A 17580-nucleotide genomic window follows, 5' to 3' on the forward strand; every position below is an offset into this window, starting at 1 on the left:
TGGGGAGCAGGAAGCACCAGGAAGGTATGCTCGAATTCGGAGCCCTGGGATTTGTGGACGGTCAGGGCAAAGGCGGTTTCCACATGGTTGAGCCGGCTGGGCGCCAGTGCGCGCAGGCTTCGCATGGCATCCGGAAAATAGACCCGTAGTCCCTGCGCAGGGTAGGGAGAACGCAGGGTCAGACCGATGTCCCCGTTGGCCAGGGACAGGTCGGCGTCGTTGCGCGTGATGATGACCGGGCGTCCTTCGTACCATTCGCCCTGGGGCTGTAGTCCACCCATGGTCCGCAATTTCTGTTCGATGGACCGATTGAGTTCGATGACCCCCCAGGGACCCTCGCGCAGCGCGCAGAGGACGCGGAACTGGTCCAAAGCCTGGAGCAGCAGAAGGGCCCAGGAGTCAAAATCGGCGGGGGCGGGTCGGGTCTGAAGCAGTCGAGAAAACTTTCCGTAGGAGAGATCGGTGGAACAGGTAGCGATCTCTACCACTTCCTGAGGAGAGGCACAGTCCTTCCAGGCCAGGGAGGAATGAGTCTCCTGTTTCAGCAAGCGGGTGACGGATCCGACATCGCCGGCATTGACCGCCATGGCCAGGGCGCCGATGGCAGTGCCAAAGCGGTGGCTGTGGCGCAGCATGACCCGGCATTGGGCGAGATCCGATCCGTTGGGATCACACAGGTTTTCTGGCAAGGAAGGGTCGCCCAGGGTACGGAGAAAATCGGCCGTCTCCGGACGGTAGTGCCCTGCCTCGGCATGGAGGCAGAGATCCCCCAGCACGGCGCCCGCTTCCACGCTGGCCAGTTGATCCCGGTCTCCCAGAAGTACGATGCGGCTGCGGGAAGGAAGGGCATCGAACAGCGCAACCATCATTTTCAGATCCACCATGGAGGCTTCATCCACGATGAGGAGGTCGAGGTCGAGGGGGTGCGCGGCGTCGTGGCGGAACTGGCGGGTCGTCCAGTCCTGTCCGAGCAGGGAGTGGAGCGTGCGGGCCGGGCCCACCTGTTCGATGAGGGTCGGGATATCCAGAGCGGCGGGCAGGTTCGGGGGCAATTCACGAAGCGCTTTCCGGAGGGATTCCGTGAGGCGGGCTGCGGCCTTTCCGGTGGGTGCGGCCAGGGCGATACGCAGTGCTTCCGGGTGGGCGGACTGACTCAGGAGGACGGTCAGCAACCGGGCGACGGTATGGGTTTTTCCGGTACCCGGTCCGCCGGTGATGAGGGTGAAGGGGCTGCGCAGGGCCAGGGCACAGGCCACCCGTTGCCAGTGGATTCCCGCATCATGGGTGGGGAAGAGTGCGTGGAGCCAGGGAAGGGCACCGGCCAGTGCATCGAGGGACCAGAGCACAGGGTTTGTACGCTGGCGAATCTGCTGGCTGAGGGCGGTTTCGTACTGCCAGTAGCGTCGCAGGTACAGGCGGTTTTCCGCCAGCACCAGTGGCGACGGGACGGGAGACGAGGGGGGGGCGACGCAAGGGCTGCCGTACAGGGTGTCCTGCCAGGCGGCCCGGGTGCGCGGTAACTCGGCCAGGACATGGGCCAGTGCTGCCTCCAGTTCCGTACCCAGGTTCAGGGTCTGTTGAAGGAGAGGGTCGAGATCCAGGCAACTGTGTCCCCGTCCCTCCAGGTATGCAACCAAGGCCGCGACCAGCAGAAGTTCGGGCGTGGGTGCGGGATCATGCCGGGCACACCAGCGCGCAAAGGAGACATCGAGCAGGCGCAACTTCCCCTGACGGTACCAGGTTTCGAGGTGTTCCAAAAGGCTGGCGGGAGTCATGAGGGGGTTCCGGTGAACGTGGGTGCAAGCAGGGCATCGAGCGCTTCGATCCACCGATCGGGGGATTCGAGCAGCAGGCTTCCGCGCTCCGGTCCCTGGATGCCCCGCAGGAAGAGGTCGATGCCGCCGCCCAGATGCTGGCGGGGGACATAGGCGGACCCCAGGCGCACTTTCAGAAGGCGGTGCAAGGCCAACAGATAAAGTGCCATTTGTACTTCATAGCGATGCGTGACCGCCGCCTGTTCCAGGGCCGTGCGGGTATAGGCGGCATCGTTATCCCCCAGGGCATTGGATTTGTAGTCCAATACCCAGAAGCGATCCTCCCAGACGAAGACCAGATCGGCAAATCCCATCATCAATCCCTTCAGCGCCCGTGCCGCGAGGGGAGGGCGGGGATGGGTGGGCCAGAAATGCGTCTGGCAGAAGTCATCCAGCCGTTCGGTGTGGGTGGGTTGGAGCGGAAACCAGAATTCCATTTCCTGGAAAGTCCGGGGAAGTGCACGCAGGGCGACTCCGCTGGGGGCGATGGGAGTCAGGGCAATTTCCTGTAACCACTGTCCGAGGTCATCGGCATGGGCTTCCCAGCCTTGACGCAGGCAGCGTTGATGTAACTGGAGACTCAGGGTGGGGTCGGTGTCGAAGGCAAAACGGCGTTCGGCAGCCCAGGCCAGCTGTTCATGCAGAAATTTCCCGGCCCAGGCGCCGCGCGGAAAACGATGGCGTGGGCTGGCCTCGGACAGAGGCGGGTTTTGTGGTGTCGCGGGAGAGGGGGGCAACGTCAATGCCAGGGAACGGGTGAGGGAGGAAAAACTGTGAATGGCCCAGGCGCGATCAAAGGTGCCGGTGATGAGGGAGGCGGGACGCAAGGCCGGGGCAGGCGGGGGGCTAAAGGGCGTGGTCGCGAGCGGCAGACGGGCTTCCGTGAAACGCACTTCCGGAAAACTGCCCCAGGTTTCCCGGAGCAGGGGCAACAGTCGTTCGGCAGGGTCGCCCCGGGTCGCCCCCAGCAACCAGCCCAGGGCGCTGGCGGAGAACTGAGGGTCGCCGGTTTTATATTTGAAGGGCGAAACTCCGATCCACAGGGCGTGCCGGGCACGGGTCAACGCCACATAAAGCAGGCGGATATCTTCCTGGAGGCGTCTTTCATCGGCGTCGGCATCGGGTTCGGGTCTGAAACAGGTGGCAAAGGGCAGATAGACCACAGGAAATTCCAGCCCCTTGGATTTATGGATGGTGATGAGGCGAACCCGGTCTGCATCGCTTTCCAGACGTAATTCCTCCGGGCTCGAGGTGGGGGTCTGACACTCGTGGACCAGCCACTGGATCAGGGCTTCCGGGCCTTCGAGGCGGGCGCTGGTGCGCTGCAGGAATTCTGCCAGATGGAGAACCTGGGTAAGGCGGCGCTCGCCGTCTTTTTCCTGAAGCCAGCGGGCCGGCAGGGAAAAATGGTGGAGCAGGCGCTGCAGCGTGGACAACACTCCCTGCCGTTGCCAGCAGTGGTGAAGTTCCATCCAGAAATTCAATAGTTCTTCGAAGGCAGTTTCCGACCTGGCCCAGTGTTCCAGTTCGGCCAGTGAGAACCCCAGGGTGGCGGTACCCAGGGCCGCCCGCAGGAGGCGGGGGTTGCGGGGATGAGCCACGGACTGAAGCCACAGAAGGACGTCCGGGGTTTCCGCAGAGTCCAGCAGGTGAGTTCGGTCGGACAGATAGACCGAGGAGATGTTTCGTCGTTCCAGGGCATTTTTCACCGCTGCGGCTTCATGACGGTCGCGTACCAGTATGGCCAGATCGGCGGGGCGAAGGGGGACCCGGAGGTCGCTCGTGCAAAAGCTGGCGCCGGAGGCCAGAAGTACCCCCAGATGTTCCGCACAATGTTCTGCCATGCGTTCGAGCAATTGACCCCGGTTGTCCAGTTCAGCGGTCCAGGAGACTGTGAGGGCAGGATAAGGCTGCCCGTTACAGCGCAACTGTTCCTCTCGTCCATGGGCCTGCACGGGGTGGAACGGCAGGGGGGCCTCGTCTCTTTCGCGGAAGCGAAAGGCCCCCGGTCCATCCCGTTGTTCGGCGCCCTGGAAGAGTGTGTTGATAAGTTCGACGACGGGCGCCACCGAACGATGATTGGTGGTCAGGAAGTAATGACGCGGCGCCACGGATGCACGGGCTTTGAGATAACTCTGAATGTCTGCATCGCGGAAACCGTAGATGGATTGTTTGGGGTCGCCGATCAGGAAGATCCCCCGTTCCGGCGCGTGGGCATTCAAGTCATAAATACGGTCCAGCATGCGCAGTTGGCGCATCGAGGTGTCCTGAAATTCGTCGATCAGGGCAACGGGGTAGCGCAGGCGCAGCCCCGTGACCAGGGCTTCCCCTTGCGATCCCTGCAGGGCCCGGTCGAGACGTTGCTGGAGGTCGGTGAAGTTCTGGCGCAGGATCTGGGACTTGTGTTGGGCAAGACGCAGGGCAACCCCTTCCACCATGAGGTCGTGCAACTGTTTCCTCTGGTCTCTCAGGTGTTGCAATGTCGTGCGGAGGTCATCGAGTTCTTCGAGGAGCGCCGGGGGATCGATCCGGCAATTCTTTTTGACTTGAGCCTGGAGCCCTGCGGGCGTCAGTTTGTCCCATACCTCCTCCGTCAGACAGGGGTCGGCCGGTCCGTTTTCTTCGCACCAGCGGCGCAAACGGGCACACCATTGGCGTACCGTCTCCGCCCTGAAGGTTTTCTGATTGAAAGGGGTATCCTGCCGATTGGGGGGGAGTTGGTCATCGAGCCAGGTACACAGGGCCTCGATGCGGGAGCGCCACAGCGTGCGCAGGGTTTTCAACCCGTCGGTCATTGCCTGGTGCCTTTCCTTCCAGGTGATGGCGTTGGCACGGGCGTTTTCCATTGACCATGACGGGAGGGTGTTTTTTGGAAGATCTTTCTGGATGCACCGGGAAAAATGGGAGAAATCCTTCCAGTCCTCCAGAAAAAACCGGAATTCCAGCCCGCTCAACGGGTAGAGACGTTGCCGCCAAAGATCTTGCAGCGCCAGGGGAATAAGGTCCTCGTCGTTGTCCGTGATTTGAGCGGGAAACCATTGTCCATGGGAAAAAGTCGTGTCCTGCAACACCTGTTGGCACCAGGCATCCAGCGTGTGGATGGCGGCGCTCTCCATGGCTTGGCTGGCCAGGGTCAGACGCCAGGCGGCATGGCGCCGTGCCAGCGGATCGGGATAGTCGTCCAGCAGGGTGCGCAGGAAATCATCGGCCGGGAGGCTGTCGCCCCTGAAACAGGCGGCGGCTTCTTCCAGGCGTGCGCGAATGCGTTCGGACAGTTCGCGGGTGGCCGCCCGGGTAAAGGTCATGACCAGAATCTGTTCGGGCAGGAATGCGCCGGGGGGGGCGTGATGCCCTGAACCATGTCCCAGCACCAGGCGCACATAGAGCGCAGCCAGGGTCCAGGTTTTTCCGGTTCCGGCGCTGGCTTCGATGAGGCGACTCCCCCACAGGGGAAAGGTCAGGGGATCGAGGGGTTCACTCATGGGCGGACGCCAGGGGGGTCAGTACGGCATTTCTTGCCCAGGACCACAGAGGGAAGGCCAGACTCCGGGTGAGGGCTTCGAATTCTCCGGTCTGGTTCAGGCTGGCAAAGGTCGGGTAGATGCGTTCCTGATAACGGTCCCTTTCTGCAGGAAAATGGTCTGTTCCCTCGTAGATCCGGGCGGTTTTCTCCAGATCGTCGGATCGAACCAGGGTGAAGGCGGATTTGAGGGCCATCGGCAGTGGTCGGCGATGGCCCTCCTGCCAAAGTTCGACCAGGCTGGAAAGTATTGCCCGGGCCTCTTCCGGCGCAGGGGCACGCAGGGTGAGCACGATGTCCTGGGCCACCAGGTGGCAGTCGGGCATGTGCCCCGTGGCGCTGGCGACGAGGTGACGGAGCCAGACCGGCAGCAGTTTGTGCAGTTGCAGGTCTTTGCCATTTTTTTCCAGAACACGGGAGGCAAGGAGTTCCACCCACGCGGCGGGTTCCCTGTCCCCTTCTTTGCGCAGGCCTTCCAGCCAGTCGCGGATTTCATGGGTCCCGAAGGAGAGGTGAATCGGGTGCTTGTCGCACAGGCAGGGATAACGCTCCTGCAGGGCGCCCCAGGTTTCCAGCATGGGGGTGACGGTGCCGCGCAATTCCGCCATGACCGCCTGTCCCATTTCGGCCAGGGGGAGTTGCCCGGCACGGCACAGGCGCTGTAGCCGGGTTTCCAGTTCCTGCGATTCGCGCGGGTTGAAAGGTGGGGTGATCAGGGCATAGATCCACTCATGGCGCGCCAAACCCGAAGTCTCGAACATTTCTTCGTCCGGGGGAGTCTGGGCTTCCTCGAAATGTATGTTCAGGATGGACTCCAGGTAAAACCTGACCGGGTTTCTGAGAAAACGGCCCAGCGTCCCGAGCGAGAGTGTTTTGGGTGGGTCCTGGGCAGAGAGGGGAGGAAGAGTCACCTCTGGCAAGGCCGGGTCAAAGACCTGACGCCATTCCCCTGCATAGGTGTGAATGGGCTGGTTTTCCTCGAAATAGCGGCGACTGAAGGGTTGCAAGGGGTGATCCCGGGTCTGCTGGGCCAGGAGATCGGTGTATCCATGATTTTCATCAGGACGCCACCCGCGCATCAGGTAATCGCGTAACTGGGCCACCAGCACGGAGGGCGGACGTTCGGAATCATCGCGCGGGTCCCGACCGCACCAACTGATGGACAGAACTCGCCGGGCAGCGAGCAGGGTATCCAGCATCAGAGCCCGATCATCCTCCTGGCGGGCGCGGTCACCGGGGCGCGGCATCCCCGGTCTTTGCATCAGATCGTGCGGGCGCGCGGCAGCGCGGCGAGGAAAGGCTTCGAGGTTCATGCCCAACAGGCAGATGACCTCGAAGGGAAGGGCGCGCAGGGGCAGCAAGGTGCAAAATGTGACCCCTCCGCTGAGAAAACGGCCCGTTTCCTTGGGTTCTTCCAGCGTATCGAACCAGGACCGACGAAACAGGGAAAGGGGGATAGGGTCTGCAAAACCGGTTTCCTGGCAAAGGGTCAGCCAGTCACTCAGGGCTTCGTGCAACAGTCCGAGGCTGAGGTTTTCCAGTTCATTGGTCGCGTCGAACCAGTTGTCCAGCAACTGGCGTCCCCGCTCCGCCCAGACCGCCGGGGGCGCAGGGCTGCGCAGGGTCTCCCAGGTCTCCTTCAGGGTCTCGATGAAACGGGCCAGGGAGCCAAGGACGGTGGCTTCCAGTCCGCTCAGGTGCGGGTAGGGCTCGATGCCGTCGAAGGGGCCGGAAGAGCCGTTGGCATAGCCGAGCCAGAGGCGTTCCAGGCCGAAGTGCCAGGTATTCTGGTCGCCACAGGCACCCAGTTCGAGGGAAGCGCGATGGAGGTCATCCAGACCCCAGCGGATCCCGCTGGCATCTGCCCATCGAGACAACTTGCTCACCCCGTCGGCATCCAGTTCGAAGTGCTGTGCCAGCGCAGGGACTTCCAGCAACGAACGGACCTCGCTGGCCGTGATCCGGTGTTGGTCGAGCGCCAGCAGCCATTTCAGGGCCTGGATGAGCGGGGTACTGAGGTGGGGGCGGGAGAGGGCGATTTCATAGGGAATGAAGCGCGGGTCCCCGGATTCATAGCGATCGAAGACGGCCTCGATGAAGGGGACATAATCTTCGAGCGCGGGGATCATGACCACGATCTGACGGGGCTGCAAGGCGGGGGATGACTGGGTCAAAAGATCGAGCAACTGGTCTTGCAGTACCTGTACTTCGCGCAGGGGGCTATGGGCCCGCTGAAAGACCAGAGAGCGGTCCGTTGCAACAACGACATTCCGCGGGTGCTCGGCCAGGGGGAGCAAATCGCGGATGGCGCATTGAACTTCCTCCAGCAACGTATGCGGGGTTCGTTCATCGAACAGATCGATGCGGGGGAGGTCCGTGGCCTCCGGGATGGAAGGCGCATAGGCATCCAGTTGCCGCATGAAGTCTCTTCCCTGACGACCCCATGCGGCCAGCAGCGGGTGAGCGTGAAGATGCATGTCTTCAAAGGCCGTCATGCTGAAATCATGGTGGCGCCAGGGTTGGCGGCGCCGGACGGCTTGCCAGAGTTCCCGTCCCTCCACGATATCGGACCAGTGAAAACGACAGGGATTGAGCAAAGCCACCAGCACCTGGCAGTGATGCGCCAGGGCATCCAGGATCTGCAGGGTTGAATGGGGCAGCGTGGAGACGCCGAAGACGAGGATACGGGGGGGTAACCCGATGATTTCTCCGCCCCGTTGCAGCCGTTCGAGGACCTGCTGATGCAGGGCCGGGAGGGTGAAGGCGCGTTCGACGGGAGACAGATCCTGCCAGAGACAACGCCACAGGGCGGGTTGCCAGGCTTGGTCCGGCGGGACGGGTAACTCTTCACCCCGCGCCGTGGTCAACTGATTCCGACCCTGAATCCAGTCTGCCAGCCAGGCGGACCGGTAATTCTGGTATTGATCGAAGAGGTCGGCGACTTCGCGGGCAAAGCCATAACGGGCTTCCAGGTCCTCTGCCCGGAGAAGGTGAACGATGGCGGCCAGGGGAGCGGGCAGCGTGTCCTGAAGCGCCAGTTTCATGATGCGCCAGATCAGGGCCTGACGATTCAGGGGGGATCGTTCTGCCACCGCCCGGCCCAGGATTTTGCGGTATGAACGCCACAGGAAACGGCCGGGTAGTTCGACCCGAGTCGCGGCACAGACCCCCAGAGATTCAGCCAGGGAGGACTTGACCCATTCGGCTGTGCCGATACTGTTGACCAGGATGACCTCTTCGGTCAGCGGGGCCAGTGGGTGTTGGCGCATCCAGTGCACCACGGCCTCCTGCAACAATTCCAGGCGGTTACCGTGCAGGACGACGAGACCAGGGGGGGGCATACTCATGGGCGGTACGGATTGGGTGGAAGGGCGGAACTTGTCGCGTGCCGGATCATGAGAACCTTTGTGGAGGAAGGGCCAGGGGGCAGGTTTGGACTTTCATGCTCAGGGCATTATACTGTACGGCGGGATCAATTTTTCTTCCCGGTTTTCAAACCAGGAAAACCGGCTGCCGCCTTATGTCATCAGTGCCGTTTGCGCTCATCGCTCACCCTCTCCCGGAAATACAGACTGTTACGGATGGCCCTGTCCCCGGAGAGATCGTCAGGAGTCAATACCCATGATGGGACACACCCAATGGCTGTTTTTTATGCGCATCGCGCTTTCCTTCCTTCTGGCTTCCCTGGCCGGAGAGGGAATCTGTCGTCTGGTCAAAATGCCTCGAATCACGGGGTATGCGCTGGCAGGGATTCTGCTGGGTCCCTTGGGGTTGGGCTGGGTGGATGGAGAGGATCTGCCCGATTTCAGGTTTCTGGTGGAGTTGACCTTGACCCTGCTGCTCTTCGAGTTGGGCGTTCGGGTGAGTTTGCGTTGGCTGAAATACAATCCCTGGGTCATCGCGTCCAGTCTCCTGGAGTCGGGGGCGACCTTCGTTGCGGTGTTCGGGGTCCTCATGGTGATGGGGTTCGAGGTGAAAAACGCTTTGTCCATCGCGGTCGTTGCCATGGGAACTTCGCCGGTCATCGTGCTGCGGATGGTGACCGAGATGCGCGCTCAGGGGCAAGTCACCCAGCGATTGCTGGTGTTGTGCGGTCTGAATACGGTTTATTCGGTGGTGTGTTTTTACCTGATCATGGGTTGGTTCCAGGGCACATTTCATGGGCAATGGTTCATGGCCCTCTTCCATTCGTTTTATCTTCTTGCGGGGTCCCTGGGGATGGGGCTGGTCCTGGCCTTGTCTTTCAAGTTGTTGCGTCGGATGTTCGAACTATCGGACGAGCAGAGTGCGCCGGTGCTGTTCGGTCTTCTCCTCCTGTTGCAGGCTTTTCTCGTCGCGCTCGAGTTGCCCGTTTTTCTGGCTCCGTTACTGGGGGGGGTGCTGGCCAAGCACTTCGATCCGCGGCCCCATCTCTGGCCCCGCCACTTTGGAACGGCGGGGAGCATTTTGACGATCATTCTGTTCATGATGACGGGGTCCCTGCTGACCCGGAGTGAGTTTATGGTTGGAGCAGGAGCCGCCATGATCGTCGTGTTGGTCAGGTTCGCCGCAAAAGGGCTGGGGGTGTTGTTGCTGGGACCGATCAGCGGATTGAATTTGCGTCAATCGCTGGTGCTGGGTATCGTTCTCATTCCCATGGCTGAAATCCCGCTGGTGGAACTGATGGATATGCGGACCCTGTATCCCCAGGTGGGGGTCAGGATTCTTCCGATCGTTTTCAGCATGATGAACGTGCTTGAAGTCCTGGGTCCCATGGCTGTTCAGTGGGGATTGATTCGCTCGCAGGAATTCCAGGAAAAATCGTCATGACACTTCCTCCTTTTTCTTCTTCCCGTCCCCTGACATTGGGGGTGGAACTGGAATTGCAACTGGTCAATACTTACGATTATGACCTTGTGGATTCCACCACCGATCTGTTGCGTCTTCTGAAAAAAAAGGGCAAGGATTGGGACGTCAAGCCGGAAATCACCCAGGGAATGGTGGAAATGGCTACCGGGATCTGCACCTCCCATGCCGATGTCTTCGGGCAACTCGACGAGATTCGCCAGGGCATTGTAGAGTGTGCCGACCGTCTGGACATCGGGGTGTGCGGCGGGGGAACCCATGCGTTCCAGCACTGGAGCGAACGTCGTATTTATGACACGCCCCGCTTTGACCAGTTATCCTCTCTCTACGGGTATCTGGCCAAGCAGTTCACGATTTTTGGACAGCATGTCCATGTGGGATGCGACAATGCGGATGAGGCATTGATCCTTCTTCATCTGCTTTCGGGGTTCATCCCGCATTTCATCGCCCTGAGCGCGTCCTCACCATTCGTTCAGGGCAATGATACGGGGTTTCATTCGGCCCGCCTGAATTCCGTCTTTTCGTTTCCCCTGAGTGGACGTGCTCCCCTGGTTGAAACGTGGGACTCCTTTGGGGAGTACTTTGATTCCATGATGGCGACCGGGATCGTCAAAAGTATGAAGGATTTTTACTGGGACATTCGACCCAAGCCCGAATATGGGACGATCGAGGTGCGGGTCATGGATACGCCCCTGACGGTAGGAAAAGCAGCCCAGATTGCGGCATTCATTCAGTCACTGGCCCGTTATCTGATCCTCGAGCGCCCTTATTCTCCTCAGGAAAAGGATTATCTGGTTTATACCTTCAATCGTTTTCAGGCCTGCCGGTTTGGATATGAGGGGGTTTATGTCAGTCCCCGGAACCATGAACACCGTTCCTTGTCCGAAGAAATTCTGGATACCCTGGATAAAATTGAATCCCACGCCATCGCCCTCAAGGCGGATGAAGCCTGTGCCGCCCTGCGTCGTGAAGTGTTGACCGCCAGCAGTGATGTGGATTGGCTGCGTCGACAGCATGCACAGACAAAGTCTCTGGCCGAAGTGGTGCAAAGGCAATGTGCGCGTTGGCGGGCCTGAGGGACAGATTCGCCAGCCGAGACCGGCAGGGGGGCTGCGTTTGACGCTTGACTGAGGGGTAGGGAAATGCATTTTCTGAAGAGATTTGATGCCGAAGCGAGCAAGGTCTCTGCGCCGGTGGTTCCGAAAAAACCCCGGATCGGACTGGTGCTGGGTGGGGGGGCTGCCCGGGGCTGGGCGCATGTGGGGGTGATCAAAGCCCTGGAAGATGCCGGCATTCATCCTGACCTGGTCTGTGGAACCTCCATCGGGGCTTTGGTCGGCGCGGTGTATGCGGCTGGCGAACTGGGTCGGTTTGAACAGTGGCTTCTGGACATGAACATGAGGAATATCTTTTCATTGCTGGACGTCAGTATGAAGGGAGGAATGCTCAAGGGAGAAAAACTGATTGAGTACTTTCGGGTTCACTTCGTGGATCGTCCCATAGAACAATTGGCTTTGCCTTATGGGGCGGTGGCAACGTGTCTGCATTCGGGAATGGAGGTCTGGCTGCGCGAAGGCTCGGCAATCGAAGCCATGAGGGCTTCCATTGCTTTTCCTGCGCTGTTTACGCCGGTACGGCGAGACGAGAGATTTCTGGTGGATGGGGGGTTGGTCAACCCCGTTCCCGTGTCCCTGGCAAGAGCGATGGGCGCCGAATTCGTCATTGCCGTGGATTTGAACACGGACCTTCTTCAGCCCTGGATGCGTCCGGAAATGACAAAACCCTCGTTACGGGAAATTTTGAGTAATAGTATCAATATTATGCAATTACGTATTGCGCGCGGGCGGTTGGCGGGAGACCCGGCGGACGTGCTCATTACCCCCAAGGTGGGCCATGTGGGCTTTTTCGATTTTCATCGCGGGGTAGAGGCCATCGAGGTGGGGTACAAGAGCGTGGCCGGAGTTCTGCCTGCTTTGCAGGGACTTCGTTGAACGCGTGAGTACTTCATGCCTGCTGTCTGCGCTTTCGCCAAATCGGTCATTTTGAAACGGGCAAGGGCTCATCCTTCAGGATTTCTTTTGTCAGATAAGCGTTGAGAGAGGTCCCCAGTTCCTCTTCGGCTTTATGCAGGCTGGCTTTCAATTGCACTTCCTTCTTCTTTTTTTCGTCCTTGCTCATCTTTTCCAGTTCGTCGCTGTTGTCCGTGATGAATGAACTGTCCTTCCAGATCGTCTGCCGGTCCGTCGACGATACCAGGGCACCCTCCAAAGTTACCGGGGCATAGGTTTCCCCCATCAGCCAGTCAATGCCGTTCCAGGTCAAATATTCCTGCCCAAATTCTTCAGTTGCCATCGCAAGGCCCAGCCACGGATTTTGAGTGGCCGTTCCGACAACGATGCCCTGAACGGTCCCCTCTATGATTCCGGAACCGATGAACAGTTTTTTCCACCTTTCATTCAGACTCCCGTAGCCACTCAGGGTAACGGTCAGGTATAGCGCGGTCGGGTTGTGCGGTAATGCGGCCAACTTCTGGCAGGAGGGCAGTTTCGTGACGTTCAGGCGCGGCGATTTGATCATGTTCCTGTTCAGGTAATCGTTGACGGCTTCAAGGGCCGCCGCATTTTCTTCGTCAAACCTGTTCTTGTTTTTTTCCTTGGTGAGCGCTTTATCCAGAATGTTCATCTGTGCCGTCGACTCGACACAATAATAGATCGAAATGGAATCGTTCTGTTTCAGGGGCAGGGGGTCGTGTACGGAGACAGTCGAACATCCTGCAAATACGAGTGAAAAGACTGCCACGAATCTTGATTTGCGCACTGGGTTCCTTCTTCTACCAGGAAAATCTCGCCCTATTGTCGCTTTCTTTCAGTTCTGGTGTTGTATCAAATCCGGATGTGAGCGCGGAGGTCTCTGGACTGTCTGATGGTGCCCGGGGCCGGACTCGAACCGGCACACTGTCGCCAGCGTCAGATTTTGAGTCTGATGCGTCTACCAATTTCGCCACCCGGGCAGCAGCCGTGCATTATAATGCGCTTCATGGATTTCTGCACGAGTGACTTCGATTATATTCTGCCCTCCCACCTGATAGCCCAAACTCCGACGGCAGTGCGGCGTGCCAGCCGGCTGCTTCATTTGTCCGGGCGGGGGGTACAGGATCGGTGGTTTGTTCAACTTCCCGAGTTGCTGTCGGCGGGCGATCTCCTGGTTTTCAATGATACGCGCGTGATCAAGGCGCGGGTGTTTGGCCGGAAATCCAGCGGCGGACGGATCGAGGCCCTGGTGGAGCGGGTTGTGTCGGCTTCCGAAGCCTGGGTGCAGATTCGTGCCAGTCACGCGCCCCGTGCGGGAGGCCTGATCCATTTTTCCGACGGTCGGGCATGGGAAGTCCTGGAAAAATCCGAGGATCTTTACCGGGTTGGGTTGATCGGTGCGGGGACCGGGGTGGACTTTCATGCCTGGCTGGAACAGGTGGGGTCCCTGCCGCTGCCCCCCTACATCGAGCATTCGGCCAGTACGGTGGATGCCGAGCGTTATCAGACCGTCTATGCCCGGAATCCCGGTGCGGTAGCGGCCCCCACGGCGGGGTTGCATTTCGATGAAGCGATGATGGAGACGGTGCGCGCCTGCGGCGTTGAAACGGCCTCCCTGACCTTGCATGTGGGCGCCGGAACCTTTCAACCCGTGCGTGTGGAGCGTCTGGCGGAACATCACATGCATGCGGAATGGTTCAACCTCCCTGCGGAAACGGAGGAGGCCGTCCGGCGTACCCGGGCCCGCGGTGGACGGGTCGTGGCGGTGGGGACCACCAGTTTGCGGGCGCTGGAGGCAGCCGCAGCGGGGGGGGAATTATGTGCAGGGGCCCAGGAAACCCGACTGTTCATCACCCCTGGGTACCGTTTTCAGGTGGTGGATCGCCTTCTGACCAATTTTCATTTGCCTCGTTCCACCTTGCTCATGCTGGTCAGTGCCTTTGCCGGAATGGATGCAGTGCGGCAGGCTTATGCCCATGCCGTTGCGCAGGCCTATCGGTTTTTCAGTTACGGGGATGCCATGTTGGTGGAAAGAAATAAAGATGAAGTTTGAGGTATTGTCCCAGGATGGCAAGGCGCGTCGGGCGCGCCTGAGTTTGCCGCATGGCGTGGTGGAGACGCCCGTATTCATGCCGGTAGGAACCTATGGTGCCGTCAAGGGCGTAACTCCCGATGAACTGATGGCCCTGGGGGCCCGGATCATTCTGGGGAATACGTTCCACTTGTGGTTGCGCCCGGGCCTGGAGGTGTTTCGGGCGCAAGGGGGACTGCATGGGTTCATGAACTGGCAGGCCCCGATCCTGACAGACTCGGGGGGATTTCAGGTGTTCAGTCTGGGGGCATTGCGCAAGATTTCGGAAGAAGGGGTCACCTTTCGCTCTCCCATCAATGGCGATCGTTTGTTCCTGACCCCGGAAATCTCCATGGAGATCCAGCGCGTCCTGAATTCGGACATCGTCATGGCCTTTGACGAGTGCACACCTTATCCGGCCACCGAGCCGGAGGCCCGTCGTTCCATGGAATTATCCCTGCGCTGGGCTGATCGTTCCTTGCGTGGTCATGAAGGAAATCCCAATGCCCTATTCGGGATCATCCAGGGCGGAATGTACGAACCCCTGCGTGAAATCTCGGCGCGAGAAATGGTGGCGCTCGATTTTCCGGGTTATGCCATCGGCGGTTTGTCCGTGGGGGAACCAGCGGCAGATCGGGCGCGGATCCTGGCGCATACCCCGACCTTGTTGCCGGCCCACAAACCGCGTTACCTGATGGGAATGGGGACGCCGGAGGACATCGTGAATGCGGTGTCTGCGGGAATCGACATGATGGATTGCGTCATGCCCACGCGCAACGCGCGCAACGGGTGGTTGTTTACCCGCTTCGGGAACGTCAAGATTCGCAATGCCGGGTACCGGAATGATGGTCGGCCGCTCGATCCCACTTGCCCCTGCTATACCTGCCAACACTTTTCGCGCAGTTATCTGCACCATCTCCAGCAGGCCAGAGAGATGCTGGGGGCGCGTCTCAATACGCTGCATAACCTGCATTACTATCAGACCCTGATGGGCGAATTGCGTACCGCCATCGAAACCGGCACGCTCGCCAAATTCGTTCAACAATTTCAGGCAGATCGTGCGCGTGGAGTGAAGTGATCCTATCGTGTTAGAATCGTGAAGTTTTTTTGGAGGGACTCATGCTGATTGAAAATGCCTTTGCCGATCTGTCCGGTGGTGGATCCGCCCCTGATATGGGGATCAACCTGTTTTTCATCGCGTTCATGTTTCTGGCGCTTTATTTCATGATCATCCGCCCCCAGCTGAAGCGTCAGAAAGAGCAGAAAGCCTTGCTGGAGTCCCTGAGCAAAGGGGATGAGGTGGTGGTGGGCGGGATTGTCGGCAAGATTGTCGAAATCGATGCCAATTTTGCCCGACTCGAAGTGGCCAAGGGTACCGTGATACAGGTTCAGCGCTCTGCCGTAAGCAATCTGCTGCCCAAGGGAAGTCTCAAATAAACCGGCCTCGGAGGCCGCACCAGGAATATTGATGAACCGTTTTCCGCTCTGGAAGAATTTGCTGGTCTTTTGTGTGATTGCTCTGGGCGCACTGTATACGCTACCCAATTTTTTCGGCCAGTCGCCTGCCGTCCAGATCTCCCCGCTGGGAACCACCCCTCCCCTGGGGCCGGGGATGCAAAATCAGGTGGAACAGGCCCTGAGGGCGGCCCAGTTGGTCGAGACCCGTGCTTCCCTCGATGGGACCGGATTGCGGGTGCGCTTTGCCGATACGGATACTCAATTGAAGGCGCGGGACGTCATCGATCGTGCGCTGAATCCCGAGGGACAGCCTCAGCGCTATGTGGTGGCGCTCAACCTGGTGCCCAATTCTCCGTCCTGGCTGTCGGAGATTGGTGCATTGCCCATGTATCTGGGGCTGGATCTGTCGGGCGGGGTGCATTTTCTGCTCCAGGTGGATCAGCAGGCCGCGTTGACCAAGCGACTGGAAGGAGATGCGGCGGAAGTTCGGTCGGAGTTGCAGGACAAACAGATTTACTACGACGGACTGAACCGGGACGGGGAAAGGCTGGTGGTGCATTTTCATGATGGGATCTCCTTGTCTTCCGCCCAGCAAGTTCTGGAAAACACGCACCATGATATGAATCTGAAGGCCGAAGGGGACGATCTGGTGTTGTCTTTGAAGCCGGAAACCCGCACGGCCATCCAGGATCAGGCCGTCAAGCAGAATATTCTGGCCTTGCGTAACCGGGTCAACGAGTTGGGCGCCAAGGAACCGATCATCCAGCAGCAGGGCGCAGACCGCATCATCGTTCAACTCCCCGGCGTGCAGGATACGGCCAAGGCCAAGGACATCATCGGTCGAACGGCCTCTCTGGAAATCCATCTGGTGGATGAAGAACATCCCAACCCGGTTTCGGTGACCCAGGTGCCGCCCGCTGGCGATCTGCTGGTGCTCGATCGCCAGGGGATTCCGGTATTCGTGCGCAAGGCCGTGGTGTTGAGCGGGGATGTCATTACCGATGCCGGTGCCGGCTTTGATTCCCAGAACAATCGTCCCACCGTTAACATCAGCATGGATGCCAAGGGTGCGCGCATCATCCGTCAGGTCTCGCGGGACAATCTCAAAAAACGCATGGCCATCCTGCTTCTGGAAAAGAGCAAGACCGAAGCCATCAGTGTGGCCACCATACAGGATGAACTGGGGGCGCGTTTTCAGATTACCGGGCTGCAAAGTTCCAAGGAGGCCAATGATCTGGCGTTATTGCTGCGCGCCGGAGCCTTGGCGGCCCCCATGGATTTTCTGGAAGAGCGGACCGTGGGACCCAGTCTGGGGGCGGAAAACATTGCCCGGGGTTTTCATTCCACCTGGATCGGATTTGCCGCCATTGCGGTTTTCATGATGGTTTATTACGCCCTGTTCGGGACCATATCGGTGGTGGCCCTGGCGGTCAATGTCCTTCTGCTGGTGGGGTTGTTATCCTTGCTACAAGCCACGCTCACCCTGCCGGGCATGGCAGCGATTGCGTTGACCGTGGGGATGGCCATCGATGCCAACGTGCTGATCAACGAGCGGATTCGGGAAGAGTTGCGCAATGGCAATTCGCCAGGGGCTGCCATTCATGCGGGTTATGACCGGGCCTTCGGGACCATCCTGGATTCGAATGTGACGACGGGGATTGCCGGCTTGGCGCTGTTTGCCTTTGGCTCGGGGCCGGTCAAGGGGTTTGCCGTGGTGTTGGTGCTTGGAATACTGACCTCCATGTTCAGTTCCGTATTGGTGTCGCGTGCTTTGATCAACCTGATCTACGGACGCCGCCGCAAGATCGATCATCTTTCCATCGGCATGTGACCTGAGGACGC

General features: G+C 59.6%; 11 protein-coding genes and 1 tRNA gene. 7 read left to right on the plus strand and 5 right to left on the minus strand.

The annotated features are described in order from the left end of the window. From recD to recC, 3 genes are all read right to left on the minus strand, one after another. On the minus strand, positions 1-1775 hold a 1775-nt coding region (gene recD, locus M6F29_RS02015; RefSeq protein ID WP_298157012.1), incomplete at its 3' end, for an exodeoxyribonuclease V subunit alpha. After that, positions 1772-5296: an exodeoxyribonuclease V subunit beta gene (gene recB / locus M6F29_RS02020; protein ID WP_298157015.1), complete on the minus strand. Its 3525-nt coding sequence runs from the start codon at positions 5294-5296 to the stop codon at positions 1772-1774. The genes recB and recD, both read right to left, overlap by 4 nt. Next, positions 5289-8681 carry an exodeoxyribonuclease V subunit gamma gene (gene recC / locus M6F29_RS02025; RefSeq protein WP_298157017.1) on the minus strand — a complete coding sequence of 1131 codons (3393 nt, stop codon included), beginning with the start codon at positions 8679-8681 and terminating at the stop codon, positions 5289-5291. Before recC ends, recB begins: the two co-directional genes overlap by 8 nt. Before the next feature lie 274 nt (positions 8682-8955). On the opposite strand from recC, the gene M6F29_RS02030 reads away from it, so the two are divergent. The 3 genes from M6F29_RS02030 (at position 8956) to M6F29_RS02040 (ending at position 12170) form a co-directional block, all read left to right on the plus strand. Beyond that, a complete protein-coding gene (locus M6F29_RS02030) occupies positions 8956-10143 on the plus strand; it encodes a cation:proton antiporter (RefSeq protein ID WP_297486305.1) in 1188 nt (395 codons plus the stop codon). Beyond that, positions 10140-11255 carry a YbdK family carboxylate-amine ligase gene (locus tag M6F29_RS02035; protein WP_298157020.1) on the plus strand — a complete coding sequence of 372 codons (1116 nt, stop codon included), beginning with the start codon at positions 10140-10142 and terminating at the stop codon, positions 11253-11255. The genes M6F29_RS02030 and M6F29_RS02035 overlap by 4 nt, the downstream gene beginning before the upstream one ends. Before the next feature lie 66 nt (positions 11256-11321). Beyond that, a complete protein-coding gene (locus M6F29_RS02040) occupies positions 11322-12170 on the plus strand; it encodes a patatin-like phospholipase family protein (protein WP_298157023.1) in 849 nt (282 codons plus the stop codon). Between the two features lie 46 nt (positions 12171-12216). Here M6F29_RS02040 and M6F29_RS02045 read toward each other — a convergent pair whose 3' ends face one another. After that, positions 12217-12861, minus strand: coding sequence for a hypothetical protein (locus tag M6F29_RS02045; RefSeq protein ID WP_298157026.1), 645 nt, complete (start codon positions 12859-12861; stop codon positions 12217-12219). Between the two features lie 241 nt (positions 12862-13102). Next, positions 13103-13189 (minus strand) — tRNA-Leu (locus tag M6F29_RS02050). Positions 13190-13215: 26 nt separating this feature from the next. Between M6F29_RS02050 and queA the strand changes: the two genes are divergently transcribed. The 4 genes from queA to secD are packed head-to-tail and all read left to right on the plus strand — an operon-like array spanning position 13216 to position 17569. Beyond that, positions 13216-14262 carry a tRNA preQ1(34) S-adenosylmethionine ribosyltransferase-isomerase QueA gene (gene queA, locus M6F29_RS02055; RefSeq protein WP_298157029.1) on the plus strand — a complete coding sequence of 349 codons (1047 nt, stop codon included), beginning with the start codon at positions 13216-13218 and terminating at the stop codon, positions 14260-14262. Further along, positions 14252-15358 (plus strand): tRNA guanosine(34) transglycosylase Tgt, encoded by a 1107-nt coding sequence (gene tgt, locus M6F29_RS02060; RefSeq protein WP_366525917.1) that lies wholly within the window; start codon positions 14252-14254, stop codon positions 15356-15358. Before queA ends, tgt begins: the two co-directional genes overlap by 11 nt. A gap of 41 nt (positions 15359-15399) precedes the next feature. After that, on the plus strand, positions 15400-15717 hold the full coding sequence (gene yajC / locus M6F29_RS02065) for a preprotein translocase subunit YajC (RefSeq protein ID WP_297454957.1): 318 nt from the start codon (positions 15400-15402) through the stop codon (positions 15715-15717). Positions 15718-15748: 31 nt separating this feature from the next. Continuing rightward, complete coding sequence (gene secD / locus M6F29_RS02070; RefSeq protein WP_298157036.1) at positions 15749-17569, plus strand: protein translocase subunit SecD; 1821 nt, start codon at positions 15749-15751, stop codon at positions 17567-17569. The last annotated feature ends 11 nt before the right edge of the window (positions 17570-17580 follow it).

Origin of the sequence: Ferrovum sp., assembly GCF_027317285.1 — a bacterium.
GTDB lineage: Bacteria > Pseudomonadota > Gammaproteobacteria > Burkholderiales > Ferrovaceae > Ferrovum.

Bases quoted from the DNA above. Each gene is read 5' to 3' on its own strand.
- queA (WP_298157029.1), top strand. From the start codon at position 13,216: ATGGATTTCTGCACGAGTGACTTCGATTATATTCTGCCCTCCCACCTG.
- M6F29_RS02035 (WP_298157020.1), top strand. From the start codon at position 10,140: ATGACACTTCCTCCTTTTTCTTCTTCCCGTCCCCTGACATTGGGGGTG.
- secD (WP_298157036.1), top strand. From the start codon at position 15,749: ATGAACCGTTTTCCGCTCTGGAAGAATTTGCTGGTCTTTTGTGTGATT.
- recB (WP_298157015.1), bottom strand. From the start codon at position 5,296: ATGAGTGAACCCCTCGATCCCCTGACCTTTCCCCTGTGGGGGAGTCGC.
- M6F29_RS02040 (WP_298157023.1), top strand. From the start codon at position 11,322: ATGCATTTTCTGAAGAGATTTGATGCCGAAGCGAGCAAGGTCTCTGCG.
- tgt (WP_366525917.1), top strand. From the start codon at position 14,252: ATGAAGTTTGAGGTATTGTCCCAGGATGGCAAGGCGCGTCGGGCGCGC.
- M6F29_RS02045 (WP_298157026.1), bottom strand. From the start codon at position 12,861: ATGAACATTCTGGATAAAGCGCTCACCAAGGAAAAAAACAAGAACAGG.
- recC (WP_298157017.1), bottom strand. From the start codon at position 8,681: ATGAGTATGCCCCCCCCTGGTCTCGTCGTCCTGCACGGTAACCGCCTG.
- yajC (WP_297454957.1), top strand. From the start codon at position 15,400: ATGCTGATTGAAAATGCCTTTGCCGATCTGTCCGGTGGTGGATCCGCC.
- M6F29_RS02030 (WP_297486305.1), top strand. From the start codon at position 8,956: ATGATGGGACACACCCAATGGCTGTTTTTTATGCGCATCGCGCTTTCC.